This window comes from Metabacillus sp. KJ11-3 (assembly GCF_055808295.1).
This window is the reverse complement of record NZ_JBVVRS010000004.1, coordinates 269,129-286,700: the sequence shown is the minus strand read 5'-3', so window position 1 is coordinate 286,700 and position 17,572 is coordinate 269,129. Positions and strand designations below refer to the sequence as shown.

At 34.2% G+C, this 17,572-nt stretch carries 19 protein-coding genes and 2 pseudogenes; 4 read left to right on the top strand and 17 right to left on the bottom strand.

Annotated features, from left to right (window positions below; translation table 11 throughout):
* Positions 1 to 1,928 precede the first annotated feature (1,928 nt).
* The 4 genes and pseudogenes from AC0L8O_RS28315 to AC0L8O_RS28300 form a co-directional block, all read right to left on the bottom strand.
* Positions 1,929 to 2,154: pseudogene (locus AC0L8O_RS28315) on the bottom strand (MBL fold metallo-hydrolase); the annotation flags it as partial.
* A gap of 34 nt (positions 2,155 to 2,188) precedes the next feature.
* On the bottom strand, positions 2,189 to 2,908 hold the full coding sequence (locus AC0L8O_RS28310) for an urease accessory protein UreH domain-containing protein (RefSeq protein ID WP_251685767.1): 720 nt from the start codon (positions 2,906 to 2,908) through the stop codon (positions 2,189 to 2,191).
* Positions 2,909 to 3,472: 564 nt separating this feature from the next.
* Complete coding sequence (locus AC0L8O_RS28305; protein WP_251685766.1) at positions 3,473 to 4,900, bottom strand: MATE family efflux transporter; 1,428 nt, start codon at positions 4,898 to 4,900, stop codon at positions 3,473 to 3,475.
* 269 nt (positions 4,901 to 5,169) lie between these two features.
* Positions 5,170 to 5,346: a hypothetical protein gene (locus tag AC0L8O_RS28300; protein ID WP_372496347.1), complete on the bottom strand. Its 177-nt coding sequence runs from the start codon at positions 5,344 to 5,346 to the stop codon at positions 5,170 to 5,172.
* A 605-nt stretch (positions 5,347 to 5,951) separates the two neighbouring features.
* On the opposite strand from AC0L8O_RS28300, the gene AC0L8O_RS28295 reads away from it, so the two are divergent.
* Entirely contained in the window at positions 5,952 to 7,148 is a 1,197-nt protein-coding gene (locus AC0L8O_RS28295; RefSeq protein ID WP_251685765.1) for an IS110 family RNA-guided transposase, read from the top strand.
* Positions 7,149 to 7,426: 278 nt separating this feature from the next.
* On the opposite strand, the gene AC0L8O_RS28290 is transcribed toward AC0L8O_RS28295, so the two are convergent.
* From AC0L8O_RS28290 to AC0L8O_RS28275, 4 genes are all read right to left on the bottom strand, one after another.
* A complete protein-coding gene (locus AC0L8O_RS28290; RefSeq protein ID WP_473449967.1) occupies positions 7,427 to 7,975 on the bottom strand; it encodes a YdhK family protein in 549 nt (182 codons plus the stop codon).
* A 292-nt stretch (positions 7,976 to 8,267) separates the two neighbouring features.
* The gene (locus AC0L8O_RS28285) at positions 8,268 to 8,678 is read right to left on the bottom strand and encodes a four-helix bundle copper-binding protein (protein ID WP_473449965.1); all 411 of its coding nucleotides are present in this window, start codon (positions 8,676 to 8,678) and stop codon (positions 8,268 to 8,270) included.
* A 181-nt stretch (positions 8,679 to 8,859) separates the two neighbouring features.
* Positions 8,860 to 9,249, bottom strand: coding sequence for a DUF302 domain-containing protein (locus AC0L8O_RS28280; RefSeq protein ID WP_473449963.1), 390 nt, complete (start codon positions 9,247 to 9,249; stop codon positions 8,860 to 8,862).
* A 61-nt stretch (positions 9,250 to 9,310) separates the two neighbouring features.
* Positions 9,311 to 9,451, bottom strand: coding sequence for an SHOCT domain-containing protein (locus AC0L8O_RS28275; protein WP_473449962.1), 141 nt, complete (start codon positions 9,449 to 9,451; stop codon positions 9,311 to 9,313).
* Positions 9,452 to 9,655: 204 nt separating this feature from the next.
* Between AC0L8O_RS28275 and AC0L8O_RS28270 the strand changes: the two genes are divergently transcribed.
* The gene (locus AC0L8O_RS28270; protein WP_473449960.1) at positions 9,656 to 11,119 is read left to right on the top strand and encodes a multicopper oxidase family protein; all 1,464 of its coding nucleotides are present in this window, start codon (positions 9,656 to 9,658) and stop codon (positions 11,117 to 11,119) included.
* A gap of 180 nt (positions 11,120 to 11,299) precedes the next feature.
* The gene (locus AC0L8O_RS28265) at positions 11,300 to 11,629 is read left to right on the top strand and encodes a four-helix bundle copper-binding protein (RefSeq protein ID WP_473450023.1); all 330 of its coding nucleotides are present in this window, start codon (positions 11,300 to 11,302) and stop codon (positions 11,627 to 11,629) included.
* Positions 11,630 to 11,774: 145 nt separating this feature from the next.
* On the opposite strand, the gene AC0L8O_RS28260 is transcribed toward AC0L8O_RS28265, so the two are convergent.
* The 7 genes from AC0L8O_RS28260 to AC0L8O_RS28230 form a co-directional block, all read right to left on the bottom strand.
* The gene (locus AC0L8O_RS28260; protein ID WP_473449958.1) at positions 11,775 to 12,005 is read right to left on the bottom strand and encodes an SHOCT domain-containing protein; all 231 of its coding nucleotides are present in this window, start codon (positions 12,003 to 12,005) and stop codon (positions 11,775 to 11,777) included.
* Positions 12,006 to 12,017: 12 nt separating this feature from the next.
* Positions 12,018 to 12,332, bottom strand: coding sequence for an SHOCT domain-containing protein (locus AC0L8O_RS28255; protein WP_473449956.1), 315 nt, complete (start codon positions 12,330 to 12,332; stop codon positions 12,018 to 12,020).
* A gap of 40 nt (positions 12,333 to 12,372) precedes the next feature.
* The gene (locus AC0L8O_RS28250) at positions 12,373 to 12,561 is read right to left on the bottom strand and encodes an SHOCT domain-containing protein (RefSeq protein ID WP_473449954.1); all 189 of its coding nucleotides are present in this window, start codon (positions 12,559 to 12,561) and stop codon (positions 12,373 to 12,375) included.
* Positions 12,562 to 12,628: 67 nt separating this feature from the next.
* Positions 12,629 to 12,910 carry a hypothetical protein gene (locus AC0L8O_RS28245; RefSeq protein ID WP_473449952.1) on the bottom strand — a complete coding sequence of 94 codons (282 nt, stop codon included), beginning with the start codon at positions 12,908 to 12,910 and terminating at the stop codon, positions 12,629 to 12,631.
* A gap of 96 nt (positions 12,911 to 13,006) precedes the next feature.
* Positions 13,007 to 13,177, bottom strand: a complete 171-nt coding sequence (locus AC0L8O_RS28240; protein WP_473449950.1) for an SHOCT domain-containing protein — start codon at positions 13,175 to 13,177, stop codon at positions 13,007 to 13,009.
* 238 nt (positions 13,178 to 13,415) lie between these two features.
* A complete protein-coding gene (locus AC0L8O_RS28235) occupies positions 13,416 to 13,610 on the bottom strand; it encodes a hypothetical protein (protein ID WP_473449948.1) in 195 nt (64 codons plus the stop codon).
* Positions 13,611 to 13,956: 346 nt separating this feature from the next.
* Entirely contained in the window at positions 13,957 to 14,352 is a 396-nt protein-coding gene (locus AC0L8O_RS28230) for a sensor histidine kinase (protein ID WP_473449946.1), read from the bottom strand.
* A 60-nt stretch (positions 14,353 to 14,412) separates the two neighbouring features.
* Here AC0L8O_RS28230 and AC0L8O_RS28225 point away from each other — a divergent pair.
* Positions 14,413 to 16,079 (top strand): annotated as a pseudogene (locus tag AC0L8O_RS28225) (transposase); the annotation flags it as partial.
* 184 nt (positions 16,080 to 16,263) lie between these two features.
* On the opposite strand, the gene AC0L8O_RS28220 reads toward AC0L8O_RS28225, so the two are convergent.
* On the bottom strand, positions 16,264 to 16,416 hold the full coding sequence (locus AC0L8O_RS28220; RefSeq protein WP_473449945.1) for a hypothetical protein: 153 nt from the start codon (positions 16,414 to 16,416) through the stop codon (positions 16,264 to 16,266).
* Between the two features lie 323 nt (positions 16,417 to 16,739).
* Positions 16,740 to 17,474 carry an urease accessory protein UreH domain-containing protein gene (locus tag AC0L8O_RS28215; RefSeq protein WP_473449943.1) on the bottom strand — a complete coding sequence of 245 codons (735 nt, stop codon included), beginning with the start codon at positions 17,472 to 17,474 and terminating at the stop codon, positions 16,740 to 16,742.
* Positions 17,475 to 17,572 lie beyond the last annotated feature (98 nt).

The window sequence follows — 17,572 nt, the reverse complement described above, 5'->3', positions numbered from 1 at the left end:
CTTTCTAATAATACTACTTTGTCGATTTTTCCCAGCTACTGTTTACATCTCTTTAATATTCTCTCACCATCACTCGTAAAACCTAAACCATTAATATCAGCAATTTTTCATACTATCACTTTTATTCAGATACATTTCTTCGGGGTCTGTACTAATAAAGAATAGTTTAGTTTTTTTACAAGCGGAGTATTCCTATTAAGTTCAGCAATAAAGTTGGCTACTTTATAAAAATCTCCTCCAAATTGATTTTGTTCGTTTTTACTTCTAGTTATATGCTTATAAACATATAACTTGGGTCTAACTGATAAACAAGATCCATAGTCTAGTCAAATGTTGAATTCAAGAACACGAAAAATTAGCAATATAAAAGAACTTATTTTCAAAAAAAGTCTCCATAGATGATGGAGACCAAATAGAGGTTTGAAAAAACATCGTCCTTTCAAAATAAATTATCTACTATAATTGTGTAGAATTTTTGTAGATTCTTTTTTGTCATAATTTTTCCACTTATTTAATGATAATTGCAGAGTTGAGAGCTGCATGATAGCATCGGGAGAATTTGCATTTAAACCTTTCATAAAAATGCGATATAAGGCATTTTGACCATCCCATCCATCTGCTTATTTATGTAAAGATTTAAATAACTTCTCTTTTTTTCAAATGTTTAGCTCTTGGGGTTAAAGTCTGTCATACTGTATTTCCATGATGCAAGACAGTTTGACTGTGATAGCTCTCCGTTAGAAGTACAAATCACCCCCTAGCCCTTTGGAGCTTAAATGATGTTCCTCGTAAGAGGATCAGTTATTTGAAGTTTCAATTGTATAATTTGGTGTAAATTATGGCTTACAAATGCAATAAAGTCTTTCCTAGAAAAATCAACCTTTCTAGGTGAAGAAGAATTCGTTTCTTGTACTTGCTTCTTTTTATATATAATAGTAGTACATTTTTTATTCAATTGATTAAAACTATAAGTTACTCCGTTTGTATTCGTTTAACTTATGTTCTCATGAATCTCATTATTTATAATAGGACCAAGGAATAAGTTCTTTCCTATAGTTCTACTTTCATAAAATGTCCAGCTTTCTTTATTGTTAGTATTCTGATTAACTCAATCTTTATATATGATTACTTTTGTATATGTTCATCTTGGCTATGTAAAACTTTATGAAACCACTTTCTAAGAAGAAAAGAGTATTGTGATCGAAATTTAATATTAATTTTTCAAATTAAATTGTAAATAGTCTGGAAATTACTTGATAAGATTTAATTATTCGTATATGATGAATTTAACAACATATAATAAAAAGACGATTGATGCTGTAACACCAACCGCCTTCAATGTTTCAGTTACTCCGCAGTGTAAAGTGCGGTGGTTGAGGCAAGTAGACATAAGACTAGTCCTCTACCCGCATAGCCAAATGACAGGTTGGGCTAGTCTTTTTTATTTCCTCTATTTCTCGATGCGACAATAATTGAAACGACTAAAGCAGCATTGTGATCATGGTATCTAATTCATCTCTTGTGACATACACGGTAATCACCACCGATCTGTCTCAGAGTAACCACCTCGCACATACCATGCATTGTAACTTTCCACATTTATTCCATACGAGGAATTTTCTTTTTGTAAAATGTTCCTAGTCTATAGCACAAATTATTAATTTTAAGTTAGTTTTTGATAATTCATAGCAGTAATCAGGTAATAGTTCCTCTTCTATATCAATATCTTCAATGGATTGTTTGCTGATCTAGACTTATCTGCTTCTTTAGCAATGTCCATTACTTTATAATCATAATAATTATTTTAATAAGCTTGATGATCCGTATACTTAACAATTCGAAAACCTCATAATCACCTTCATCAACCTCTTGTATTATTTTGTAATAGAAGTTTTAATTTGATAAGTATTTATTCACAATCTGACGATCAATTTTTTTATATTTATTAAGAGTGCTGGTATCAGTTCTTCTGACAATTCTTTGTAGCGTTTATACAGAATTCCCTTGAATCACCAACCCAATCTACTACCTTAACTGCAAAGTCGGGTTTACCTATTGAATCTATGGGCAAAATATCATCTGTAAGTAAGCACTTTTTATTAACTACAATGAGGTAGAACCAAGGGTATGACCTGGTGAATAAAATGCAGCAATATATTGTGTTCCACAAAATGAGTTAATTACTTTTTTACTGGAATCGCTGTATCCAAAGATAAAAAAGCCCTTCTGTTATCCCTAAGTTGTACACGTAATAAATCCCAAACGCTGTACTAATACCACCAGTAATTTGAATCAAGCTTTTATTAATGTTTATCTTTTTAGCACTTAAAACAAATGGAATTCCCAAAATTGTTGTAAAGAAAAGCATACCGATTATGGTTCCAACACCAAATATAAGAATATAAATTGTCCCTTCCCAAACACTCTTTACTGTACTCATCGTTAATAGAATCATGGCAGCACTTCCTGCTAGACCATGCACAAAGCCAATTATCAATGATTTTATATAAACGATTTTTGTACGTTGATGTTTATTTAGATGCTCCCCAGTATATTTGTGAATGTGCTTATGTACTTCTCCATTATGTTCATGCTTGTGTATATGAGCATTTTTGAAGGAAAAGATACTAGTAACCCCAAGATAAACAAGCATTATTCCTACTAAAAATTCTAAGGACATAGCCCATATATCTGGTATCTCACCCTTTATAAGAATAACAATTATACCAAATATAACTAATGTTGCAGTATGGCCTATCCCCCAAAATACACCTGATAAACTGGAATGCCATAACTTTTTACTTCGACTAGCTATCGTTGAAACAGCTATCACATGGTCGGGTTCAATTGCATGTTTAATTCCAAGAACAAATCCTAGAGACAAAATAGATAAAAACCCTACTTCCATTATTACCCTCCTATTAAAAGATACGTCAATATCTTTTTAAAATACTATATGTATGTTACGTTTATTGTTAATTATAACAATAACATTTTAATATGATTGTACATCTGCAAAACCTCCTAGGGCAAGACAATCTATCTCTATCTCCCTCTTTTACTTGCTGATTTACATTCTACAAAGTTACGCACATCTATTTGGACTTTGACTTTATTGGAGCCTTATCCCTTTATAAGGCCTTAGTATCAGATTTCTTTACTTCTAGCCAAGATTTTATTCCACGCTTCCTCCAGCCCTTTCCTCACGATAAGTACTTGGCGCTTCCTTAAGGGTTAGTCGTGTACCCCCACAGAGGATTTTCACCACCTGACAGATCTAAGTTTCCCTGTTAGGTTAACCTATACAAACATTCTCTTTTAAGAAAAAGAATTAGTATTTAAAACTAAACTTAATAAGATTTTTATGCATAAAACTTACAATAATCTAGATAAAAAAAAGACTACTCAAATTTTCGTTTTACAAAGCCTTTTTGAGTAAGCCCTATTATCCATTTAATATAACTGTTTATACTTAATAATTATTAACGCATCCAGACATGGTTTCTTTAGTCGTCTGTGGATGGCATTCAGATTCTACTTCTTGTTTGACAGTAATCCATTTTCCTCTTACGAATTGTACAGTTAATACCACAGCTCTAAAAGTGATATCAATGCCAATTGCCACCCATACACCAAGGAGTCCCCAGCCAAATTGTATCCCTAATATATACACAAGAAGGGTACGGACTACCCACATTCCCATTGCTGTTAAATACATTGGAAATTTTGTATTATTCGCTCCTTGGAATGCTCCAGTTAGAATAAGTAATGCTCCCAGAAAGGGTTGGAAAACCCCTGACACTTTTAAAGCAGTTCCGATATTTTCTATTACTTCTTGTTCATCGGTGAAAAAGCTCCCTCCCCAACTTCCGAAAAGAAAAAGAAGGACACCTAAAATGACCATTGATCCGACACCAAACCATGTACATAATATTGCATATTTTTTTGCTTCATCTACTTTTCCAGCTCCAATTTGCTGACCAACAAGAATAGTTGCTGCGGTTGCAAAACCATAGCCGATCATATAGGAGAATACCTCTACGTTACCTGCAATTTGGTGAGCTGCAAATACATTAGTACCAAGAGTGACAACAAATCCAAAATATACAATTTGTCCAAGTCTCATTACTAATCTTTCACCAGCAGCTGGCCCCCCGAGAGTTGCAAGTTCCCACATGTGCTGTTTATCAGGTTTCCAAAAATCCCTTTTAAATGAAAGGCTGGAAGAGCGCTTTATATAATAAAGGAGTGCAAGGCTTCCAGTCAGCCTTGCAAAAACAGTAGCTAACGCAGCTCCTACAACGCCCATGTCAGGAATTAGCCAAAATCCAAAAATGAACACATAGTCTAAAATAGCATTTACTATATTTATTAAAATACTGACTTTCATTGGTGCACGTGTATCACCAGCTCCTCTTAAGATAGCACTTAATACAAACATTAATGACATAAATACTGAAGGGATTCCTACAAATTTAAAGTAAATCTTTCCTGCCTCTAATACGTTTGCTTCAATTCCCATTAGCTTTAATAACGGACCAGCAAAGAATAAAGTAATGATCCCTGTTACTATACCAAACAAAATAGCCAGTATTATTGATTGCTGCGCAATATGTCGAGCTTTTTCTACTTGTTTTGCCCCCAAGAAATTCGAGATCCGAACATTAGCCGCAACACCAATTGCCATAAACAGAGCAAAATAAATAGCAAGTACAGCATTTGTTACTCCAACGGCTGAAACCTCAGCAAGGCCAATTTTTGACACAAAGTAAGTATCAACAAAACCAAGAATGGTCTGAAAAAAATTTTCAATAACAGCCGGCAAGGCTAATACTAAAATAATCTTAATCTTTTCCTTATTATTATCTGCATACTGTATGTTTCCTTCATGATTTTCCAACTTTAGTTGATAATCCTCCCTCATTCTTCAATATAAATTTTCTCAAAGATCCTATAAAATATGATGGTTCATATTGCTAATGTATCCCAATATAAAATCTTTAAACTTAGTGAAAAATTGGAAGAGTAAATGCAATCGGTTCAAGAAACTTCTTATAGTATGGATCTCGTATTAATTAGCAGCTTGTACACCTTTTTTTGTATCGTTATTTACGTTTAATACGGTCAAAAAACCATATTATATATATAGCTGGTTTAGTTTATATATGTCTATTCAAACATTGGTATTCTCGGGTCTTTTCCATAGTAGTGAACAAGTACAGCGTGTAATTGACCTCTATGATGATAGAGGGTGGCTAAAATTTCTAACAACCATTCATACCTTGTATATGTTACGCCCCAAAAGGAAGTAATTCTTTGTTGAAGTTCAGCCTCTGTATAATTCATATATCTTTCTTTAAGCAGTTGAAAATTATCAAGTAGGGGTTCAGCCGAGATACGTGTAAAAATGGGTCAAAGGCTTACTTTTATTTCCAAATTATGCGATATCAAAAATAGCATTAATGAAACACGAATTGTGAAATTCAACCTAAAAAAGTCGAATTCCTAGCGTGAAGGAACCGACTTTTTAGATTGGATTGTTCAACTAAAGCATTACTTTAAGTGAATAACTTCACAATATTACTATTATAGAGTGCGTATTTCTCTTGTATGGGGTAGCGTCAGGAAAATGCGGATTTACAACGTTAAGGAAATTCCCATATTTAAAAGCCCCGTTAAAGCGCCCTATCGTATTATAAGGTCATCCAGATTGTTATTTTATCTGGTTGACCTTTTTTTATAGGTTATTCTTTAGGTAGTCGGGGTAGGACGCAAGCGCCCTTGGGACTTCTGATATCATTAGATCCCGTCCGTTATACTGTCCACCCCCTACTTGTAGAAACATGTTTGAGGCTGGTTGGGGCTTAGACCCCGCATAACAAGCGAAGCTATGATACTACAAGATAGACAGGGGCTGCCGACAAATACAGTACAAGGAGATGTGATAAGTTATGGATCCAGTCATTGGTCTGGATGTAGCGAAAGGAGAAAGTCAAGTCCAAGCTTTCTTGGCAAGAAAGCAACCTTTTAGAAAAACCTTTAAATTTAAGCATGATACCAATGGTTTACGTGATTTTTATGTATTTTACAAGGAAGTCAAATTGAATGCTGAAGCAGATCCTGTGGTCATTTTTGAATCTACTGGACACTATCATGAACCTGTACTTCAGTATCTTGAGGAAAAGAGAATAACCTACTATTTAGTGAATCCAGTGGTTTCTTACGAAACAAAAAAGAGTAGCCTTCGAAAGGTTAAGTCAGACCCGGCTGATGCTCGACATTTATGCGAACTCTACTACAAAGAAGATCTAGAAACCTTCCACCGAAAAAATGTTCAAACGATGAATTTACGTAATTTATCAAGACAACATGATTCATTAACTCGTAATTACGTACAGTTAAAGCTACAGTTCCAAACGATTCTAGATCAAGTTTTTCCTGAATATAAAGGGGTTTTTAGTAATTTATATTCGCCTATATCATTAAAGACTTTACTCATCTATCCTACTTCTAATGAAGTGATGAAGGTACGAACTGATGAGTTAGCTAAGGAGATGCATGGTCTAGGAGGAAAGAGATCATATGGTTGGTTTTGCGAAAAGGCTTTGAAGTTAAAAGAGGCCGCAGAACGGAACCCATTTAAGAAAACACTGTATCAAAGCCATTTGGTTACTCTAAAAATGTATATTCAAATGCTTCTTCAACAACGAGAGTTTCTCAACGTACTAGAGCAGGAGATTGATCAGTTAGCAATGCAGTTTGAGGATTATGAGATCCTTCGGTCCATTCCAGGGGTGGGTTCTAAAATTGCAGCTACTCTTATCTCAGAAATAGGTGAAGTCACACAATTTAGTCACCCGAAAAAGCTAGTAGCCTATGCGGGCATTGATCCTCGGATTTACCAATCTGGGAAGTTTACAGCATCTATCAATCGCATCACCAAGAGAGGATCTACAAAGCTACGTCAAACACTCTATACAGCTGTTCAGTGTGGGTTAACGAATAATCGAAATGCGAAACTCCGAGAGTATTATGACAAAAAAAGAAGTGAGGGCAAGCCTCACAAAGTAGCCATAATAGCTTGCGCCAACAAGCTATTGCATTGGATTTATGCCATCTTAAAACATAAGAAGAAATACACTGCATAATCCGATACAAATAATTACATTATTTACAAAAACTTCAAATAAAATTATTGAAGTTTCTTTGTCATGCATGTTTTTATTATAACATCTTTAATCTAGTATTATTACTTAAAAAGTGTTGACTTATATTAGCTGGTATAATGGAATAACTAAGATTGCTTGATTAACTTAATCTCCCAAGTCAGTAGTTTAAAAAGGGATTCTATGGTGAATCCCTTTTTTCATCTAAACAACTTGTTATTAAGTGTTATTTTGTATTTTATAACTGAATTCTTTGTTTATTACTTATCTGAAAGTTCACTCTCAATAACCCACTTATGATTTTTTACTATTTGTTCTGCAGTAGTCGGAATGTAATCAATCATATAAACTGTTGTGCTTACTGCTGAATTTATAATTGCTTTTGCACCCATCATACCTTTCCTGTGGTTTGCCGCTAAAGTAACCTCCGTTCCAACTTTGAATGTCTTAGTACCAGCATTTCTAATTTCTTCTTGGATAACCCATTTATGATTTTTTACTATTGGTCCTCCAGTGGTCGGAGTGTAGGTAACAGCATATGCTGTCGTATCATAAGCACCTACAATGGTTGCTTTAGCACCATACATCCCCTTCATGTGGTGAGCTTTAACAACTACTTGACTACCAACTTTATAGGTTGGATTTTTTGCTTCTTTTAAACCTTTAGGGAGTTCGGCAGAACCAGAATGAATGTTGTCCTTATTCAAACTTATATCGGTACTGTTTTGATTACTACTGCTTGTCCATGCAGATAACATCAATACTAATGTTAGCATTAAAATCCCAGTTACAAATCTTTTACTTTTCATGATAACCTCCTAATGTTGTTTTAAAAGTAGTCTATGTACATTTACATTGTTTCCTCCAGCTTTTTAATTATTTATGACTTTTTAACGTTAATAAATCAGATAGTATAAGCTCTCATAAAACAGAATGCATCTACTTCCACTAATCTGCTTCTTTAATTCGTTAAGGACAGAAAATGGACTGCTAAAAAGCAATCCATAATAACTATATTTTTTCGCCAATCGTTGAATATGATTTAAACCTTAAACTTCTTGCATGTAGGATTATTCTAATATTAGGAAATTTTATCAAAAATTATGCTGTCATTGCAAAAGCACGACATTCCCTTGCACAATGCAAGCATTCTTGCGCACAATGTTGTGAATGGTGGTCAGAAAATTTAGCGCATTCGTTGCCACATACTTCACAAATATGCGCACAAATATGGGCCATCATTCTAGCCATATGGCTATTTCGAGCAATAAAACTAGCCGTTAAATGACATATATCAGTACAATCACGTAATAACTCAAGTTGATGTCTTCGACCATGAATATCTTCATGATGGAGCAAGTGGGTAATCATATGATCACATGTTGCTGCACATTGTTGAACCGTGTGAAGCAAATTCGAATGGTGCTTCATTCCCATAGACATTCCGTCTTTCATTCCAGTATGCGCTATATTGGTTGATGAGACACTTTCCATCGCATTCATATTGTACATGGTATACCTCCTATTTATTTGATTGGGTAAATGCTACGGTAGTATCGTATACAGGGGACAAATAACATGAAATCGGGGCATTTACCTGTTTTGATTCACATGATCTCCATTAGCGACAGGAAAATTGTTAAAAACAAAGAACAGGTTTGCGAACATTCCACAAACCTGTTTTTACTTCCTTTCATTTACTTTTTTCTAACACATCGATGAGTATTTCTTCAATATTCTCTGCAATGGATTTCAATTCGGGATCATTTAACAAACCAATCATAGCCGTTGGTTTTGGAAGTCCAATATAAGTCTTTCCTTCACTTTCATAGACAGTTATCTTACAAGGCAAGAAATATCCAACTAATGGATTATAGCCGAGAACTCTTGCAGCTTCTACAGGATTACAAACTTCAAGTATTCGATAAGGTGAAGTATAACTATTTACTCCCTTTTTCTGTAGAGTTGTAGTTAAATCAAGCTGCCATAGGATGCCAAATTTATTTTCTTTTAAATTTTGTTCAATTGATGATATAGCTTCATCAATCGTTTTATTCGTAATAACTGTATAATGGAATTCCATAAAAATCCTCCACCTATTTTAGTTTTTATTTTCGAAAAGAATGTTGTCATGGATATTCTATTTAATCCTTTTTATTCTTTAATGCTAATTTAACAGCAATATAGACAACCGCACCAATGACAAGCAGATTAATTAACCATCCCAAAAGTCCAAAACCCCAAAAGTAACTGCCCATCATGCCGTTTCCGGGGAAACCCATCATTACTTTTACCTCCTTTATATCGTGACTTCTGATACAAACAACAAATTTTACGTATAATACTGATAATTAAAATCTGTTATGGAAAGCTAGAATCGAAACAGTTTATAAATAGATGTTCTTTTAGTATTTTTATTAAAAAAGTAAATATTATGTACGGCATTATACTAGTTAAGTTCAAACTACTAAATGAAGGAGGAAAATTTAATGAAAGCAAATTACGGCATCTTCATTGCAGGTATCATAATAATCTTGGGAGGCCTCTTTCTCTTTTTCGTACAAGGTCAGGATATGCCCGGACAATTACCGGATCTATCAATGAATCAGCCATCTGATAATCAATCTATTGAAACAGAAGAATCCCCTCTCCCTATACCGCCATTATTAAAAGATAAAAACCCTGATCCAAATAAAGCAAAGTTTCAAATAACTGCCCAAAACTCTACAAAAGAATTTATTGCAGGAAAAGAAACAAAGACGATGGGGTATAATGGCGATTATTTAGGCCCCGTTATTCGGGTTCGTAATGGTGAAGAGGTATCTGTAAATGTAAAAAATAATTTAGATGATGAAATAACAACCATCCACTGGCATGGTCTTGAAGTTGATGGTGACAAGGATGGAGGACCACACTCAGGGATTCAACCGGGAGAATCATGGTCTCCAGAATTCAAGATAGAACAGCCCGCAGCTACCTTATGGTTTCATCCCCACCCTGAGCAACAAACCGGGAGGCAAGTATATAATGGATTAGCAGGATTATTCTTTATTGAGGATGAAGTTTCTGATCGTTTAGATATTCCGAAAGACTATGGAGTGAATGATGTTCCACTTATCATTCAAGATAAAAGGTTTAATGCGGACGGGAGTTTTGAGTATGAGTTAGGGATGCATGATGTTATGAACGGCTTACAAGGTAACACAATGATGGTAAATGGAGCTGTCCATCCATTTTTGGAAGTACCGAGGGGTATGGTGAGACTTCGTTTATTGAATGGTTCCAATGCAAGTGTTTATAAATTAAACCTTAGCAATAACCAAACCTTCTATCAAATTGCTAGTGATGGCGGGTTCCTTGAAAAGCCGTCAGAAATGAACAATATCGTTCTTGGCCCTGCAGAAAGAGCAGAAATCCTTGTTGATTTTTCAGATTTTAAAAAAGGAGAAACGGTTCAATTATTGAATCAAGGATCAGCGTTTATGAAGTTTGTTATAAAAAGTGAAAGTCCAAAAGAATATATCATTCCAGAAAAGTTAACTACCATTGAAAAAATAAACTCCGATCGTGCAGTAAAAACAAGACAATTTATTTTTCAAGGGATGGGCCCAAGTGTGAATATCAATGGTAAACAAATGGATATGGATCGGATTGATGAAGAGGTTAATCTGAACGACACAGAAATCTGGGAAATTTCTAATGATAGTGGGATGGGGATGATGGGTGGAATGGCACATCCATTTCACGCTCATGGCGTACAATTCCAAATTCTAGATCGTGATGGGAATCCACCGCCTGAAAACGAAATGGGATGGAAAGACACCATTCTCGTTTATCCGGGCGAAAAAGTTCGAGCCATTGCTACCTTTAATCATTCAGGTGTATTTATGTACCATTGTCATATTCTTGAACATGAAGATGCTGGAATAATGGGCCAATTCAAAGTAGAATAAGATCTTATATATTTCATTTAACATTGATTAAATTTTTTATGGATGTAGCTAAAAGAATTTGAAGCAAGAATACTCAACAACCATATGACAACATTAAAAATTTATGATTAAAAAATTATTTCATATTTTTACTATTTAAGGAGATGATAATACGGTATTAAATACAAGGAGGATTATGATATACAAATGACCTATGAAGAATGTATCAAGGCATGTCTTGAATGTATGGAGGCATGTAATGGTTGTTATAATGCCTGTTTAAAAGAAGATGATGTAAAAATGATGGCAGAATGTATTCGTTATAACAGAGAGTGTGCTGATATTTGTGCATTAGCAGCACAAGCAATGCAATCAGACAGTCCTTTAGCAAAACAAATCTGCCAATTTTGTGCTGAAATATGTGATGCTTGTGGAAAAATTTGTGAACAACATGGACATGCTGAGCATTGTAGAAAATGTGCAGAATCCTGCCGTAAATGTGCAGAAGTTTGCAGGAAAATGGCTTCTTAAATTAAATTAAATGTGGCGACCTTTTATGTATTTGGTCGCCACATTTAATAGTATTAAGTTGGGTTTATTCAGAAAAAAATCCGTAAAAATTCAAACTAATAATAATGAATCTCCATCAATCCTTACTCCAATTGTGCTTTGTATATTATAAATTCTTTACAATTTGTTCATATACTCCTTTGTCAATTTCTCCCCGAACATAACGGAGCTTTAAAACCTCTAAAGGATTATTGTAGCCTTTGTTATTATGTTTTTCTTTTTTAAAGACAATTAGGAAGTCAAGAATAAGGTTTTTGGCTATTTTTATTAATTTGAATAGATCACCTGTCTTCACTAGATAATAAAAGATTATAATGGATAAGGTTACGTTTAACACACATTTCACCTCTTACTTTTTAATCGTTTGTAGTATGGATTGAAATTCATCATGTGAAATCTCACCACGGGCATAACGCAACTTTGCAACCTCTTCTGCCTCAATGACTGTCGTATGATTCATTTTAATGGATGAAACTCTAGTTTGTTGTTTTCTATTTCTAAGTAGTAAAAATAGAACCAACCCAATCAGAACAAGTACTAAAATAGTCATAAAAGACCCATTAAACATCATGTCAAACGAGTTAAATCCTGATGGCATTCCATTATAACCGTAAAATCCTCCATTACTACCTCCAAAGGATCCCATATGGCCTCCATTCATCATGTTCATTTCTCCTTTCCTGTTTATAAATAGTTAGTGTGTTTTATAACAATTCTTTTAGTTTATTGTATTCTTCCGTTGAGATTTGACCGGATGCATATCTATAATCGATAACCTCTTTTAGTTCGTTTGAGCTGTTCGTTTCTTTCGGTTGTATACGGCTAAATAATTTTTGTAATTCACCTGTTTTATACAGATAAAAACCAATAGCCAAAATTAGTAATAAAAACATATCTTAGATTCCTCCAATATTCATATTTTGGGGAAGCAGGTCATTAACGACCTGCTTAAAGTGATAATTATAAACTTCCCATTCCTTTAAAGTTACTGCTTTGAGAAGAACCAACCGTGCCATGCATTCCCTTGTACATTTCTTCGAGTTGTTGATTATCTAAATTAGGATGCATTTCACTCATATATGGTTTCATTTGACCAAAGTTTATATTTCCTTCTTCCATATACTTTTGCATCTCATCAAAGTTCATATTCCCTTCCTCCATGTATTTTTGCATACTTCCAACATCGCCTGATTCCATCATTTCAACCATTTGATCATAATTACCGCTTTGTTCTTGAATCACTGTATTTTGATTTGGAGTTTCTTTATCTGAAAATAAGGCTAATCCTGTTCCTCCAGTAAAAGCTAATGATGCTGCTAGAATTCCATTAATAAGTTCTTATAAAATATTCTTCTTGATTTGCTCAAATTCTTCAAAAGAAATTTCGCCTTTAGCAAGTCTAGACTTAGCAATTTCTAGTGCATTTGAACTTGTTACTTGCTGGTTTCCATCTTGTGTACCTATTTTTTGATTGTTTATTCCCAAATAGAAAAGGTAGCCTATAAGCAAACGAATAAAACCATCATAATCGATCCACCTCCCATACCAAACATTCCAAAACCATGACCAAATCCCATCAGTGTTTTATCCTTCCTTTCATATTCTTATCTTACTTCTCACTAATGTAGAATTTATGAGCGACTTGTGTGAAAGTTGTGGAGAAAGTTCTCTCCTAATTAATAGGTTGTTTACATCCAGTGCTGCCAATTTTACGATTTCTATAACTAATAGTTATACTGTTTTAAGATTAGGCACTCAGAGAAACATCATAGCAACGGAAATTTCCATATTTATCAAAATGAATCCACATTATATCCTCATCTTCATAACTGAAAACCCCTTCTCCTAATTCCCACGATTGACAGTTGCCTGTCATATATGGTGTAGAATCTAATATAAATTGATATTTCCCCAATAATCCTTGATCAACTTTTTTGTACATCTTTAAAACTCCTTCACTTTTTTATTTACTACGATCAATACACTCAATTATTCGATTTTCATCCTTAATAGCTTTTCTACCTTAATTGGTATCAACTACGAAATTTATTAAAGCAGTTGATTTGTTTTTTTAAGATTCATAATCTGATGAAACATCTAACGCCTCCTAATTTCTTCTTGTACAGTTTTATGTTGTTTTGTTTACTTGTTCTTATCATAAGCAATACTTGTAAAGAACTTATGAGTAAGTTGTGTAGAACTTATGTGGATGAAAGATAGCTATTTTTCGTTCTCAAAAAAGACAATAAAAAAAGCAAAAAAAGGATTAAGTCAAGTGACCTAATCCCTTACTGCTTTGGAACCATTACCTCTACAGTTGTTCCTACATTTAGTTTACTATCGATCTTGATTTCACCATGATGGGCTTCTACAAGTGCCTTTACGATAGATAACCCAATCCCGATACCTCCTGTTTTCCGATCACGAGATTTATCACCCCGGTAGAATCTTTCAAACAGGAACGGGAGATCATCCTCACTAATTCCAACTCCTTCATCTTTAATGATAAAACTAATGTGATCATTTTTTTCCTCTGTATAAATCGATACTTGTTTTCCTTTTGGTGTATATTGTAGGGCGTTATTGACGACATTCGTTAATATTTGAATGATTTTATCACGATCTCCTAAGAACCAATGCTGCTTATCGGGGTGTTGAATCTTTAATTCAACTCCTTTTTTCATAAACAATGGACTGAATTGGTCGTTTATGAAAGATAATAATTTTAAAGTTTCTAACTTTGTATAGATCTATCATTTGCCAACGAACAATGGAAAAACACCATTCGTGTTGGAAAGAATACTGAATTGATCTATCTTAAACGTCTTGAAATCTGTATATTTTCTTGTCTGGCCACAGAGTTAAAAACGGGGGATATTGGTATAAAAGGTTCCGAGGAGTATGCTGATTATCGAGAACAATTACTTTCATGGTAAAAATGCAAACCTATGGTTGCTTATTACTGCAATGAGCTCGGATTTAATTCCTCCTCCACCGGGTTTGTCACCCAATTAAAGGAATGGTTAACGCAGACTGCAGAAACGATAGATCGAAATTATCCTGAAAATGGACAGGTTATGATAAATGAAAATGGAGAACCCACTCTTAAACGTTTAGTACGCAAGGATCCTTCAAAAAAGAGTAAAGCGTTAGAATATATCGTTATTCAGCGCTTACCTGAAAGAAATGTTCTTGATATCTTTGCAATGTTGAACACTGGACTCGTTGGACCAGGCATTTTGGTCCCTTATCCGGCTCTGATCCCAAACTTGAAAACCCTATTGAACGTTACATCATTACTTCATTTGGATATGGCTGTAATTTGGGATCTTCACAAACTTCTAAACATATGCGAAATATAGTGACGCCACATATGATTTCTTTTGTCAATCGACGACATGTAAATGTTAAAAAACTCGATGATGCTATTCGGGATATTCTTAACCAATATAATCATTTTAGTCTTCCTAAATTGTGGGGAAGTGGTAAATCAGCTGCTGCAGATGGCACGAAATATGATTTATACGAAGAAAACTTGCTAACGGAATACCATATTCGATACGGTGGTTACGGTGGCATCGCCTATCATCATGTTTCCGATACGTATATTGCATTGTTTAGTCATTTTATCCCCTGTGGTGTTTGGGAAGCTGTTTATATTATTGATGGGTTGCTTTAAAATAAAACAGATATACAGCCAGATACTTTGCACGCAAATACACAGGGCCAATCTACACCCGTTTTCGCTCTCTCCTATTTGTTAGGAATCAACTTAATGCCTCGAATTCGCAATTGGAAGGATCTAACTTTCTTTCGACCAGATAAGGACACTCGTTACAAACATATCGATCCTTTATTTAGCGATGTAATCGATTGGGAATCACTCGAGACTCACTGGCAAGATTTGCTCCAGGTTGTCTTATCCATTAAATCTGGAAAAATCCTACCTTCAACCTTGCTCAGAAAACTCAGTAATGATAGTAAAAAAAATCGACTATATCAAGCATTTAGAGAATTAGGTCGCATTGTAAGAACGGTATTTCTCCTAAAATATATTTCAGATATTAAATTAAGGGAACAAATAACGGCTAGTACAAATAAAGTTGAGGCATATAATGGATTTTCAAAATGGCTTTTTTTCGGTGGAGATGGGGTTATCTCTGAAAATGATCCGGAAGAACAAGAAAAGCGTATCAAATATAATGATCTCGTTGCTAACGCTGTGATTTTTCAGAATGTTGTGGATATAACGGTAATTTTATGGGATCTCATAAAGGAAGGGCATGAGTTTTCGCGAGAAGATCTTGTTATGCTGAGTCCATACCTTACTAGGCATATTAAACGTTTTGGTGATTATGTCATTGATTTACAGAACATCCCTCAACCAGTAGAGGAGAATATACCCGTATAAACATAAAATGGGTTATAGGCTGGAAATAAAAGTAAGCCTATGACCCATTTTTACACGTATCTCGGCTGAACCCCAAGTAGAGCATCTTTTATCTCAATTGAATTTTTGTATGAAGCATTTGAATAAAATAAATTCATTTCACGTTGTGTAGCCCCACTTGAGATAAGCAAATCAGCTTTGCAAATTAATGAATGTGTTCTAACAATTCTCCTAATGAATGTTTATTAGGAGCAGGTCTTTTTTGTAAATCTATTTCTTCTAATTTATCGATTATCTCGGAAGTCGAAGTTAATGCTATTCTGATTTGGTTTAATGCACTTTTACAGTATGTATTCATAGTCCCTCCTCAAACAAAATACGTATGTTTTGTTTTTATTGATTAAATCTCTCTCTTAATTTTTACATAAACCTAACAACCTGTAACGTTAATTTAAATATAAGTTCTAATAAATAAGTGTACCATTATAAAAATGGTACACCTTATCTCTACCTATGATTAACCTTTTCTCGTTTCGTGAACTCTAGACTCTATTTCCTATAATGCAGCCTCAACCAACAACTTCTCTTTTACGTTTTTCAGGAGCTTATTTGAAACTACCACGCTAAATATGACTACATAATAGTTTTTGTCCATCATAATTAAAGGAAATATTGTGGAACCTATATTGTCCAGTATGTGATAGTATCCAAAATACCTAATACAACCAAGATCACCCCTGAAACTCTTTGAATATATAAGCCAATCTTTCTTCCCTTTTTCATAACAGCACCACTAGCTCCGTAATACCAAATTAAAAACATGGCAATGAACAATGGCAAAGATGTACCTATTGCAAATAAACTAGGCAGAACAACCCCATACGAGGTAGAAAATACAATTGGCATTAACGTAACAAAAAATAAAACAAACATAGTCGGACAGAAACCAATTGAAAAACTAACACCCATTAAAAAGGAACCAATTTTTCCTTTTTGGAAAAATCTTTTTGGCAATTCTATTAGTTTAAATGTTCCCTTCATCTTAATCATACCGAGCATGAATATACCGACCATAATAAACATCGGACCGATTAATTTTCTAAACCAAGGAAAATATATTGTTAACTGAGACTCAAAGCCCCTTCCTAAAAACCAAACCAACATCCCTAAAACGGTAAACACAACAATTTTCCCTAGAGTAAAAAAGAAAACATCCATCCATGCAAGTTCTTTTTGGAGTGATTTATTGCCATAGAAAGTAATTGCCCCTATGTTTCCTGTAAACTGGCATGGAGCCATGGCACCGACAATCCCAAGTAAAAAGGCAAATAAGATGGGTATGCTTTCGAAACTCCGTGCAAGGTTTAAAAAAGGTTGAGTCAACAAATTACTTATTTGATTGAAAAATTCATACATTCTCTATCACCATTTCCAAAAAATTTTCCTATAGATTGATTCTACTAAAAAATTTTGAAGAAAGTATGGAGAAAAACTACCAAGGTACAGTCAAAAAC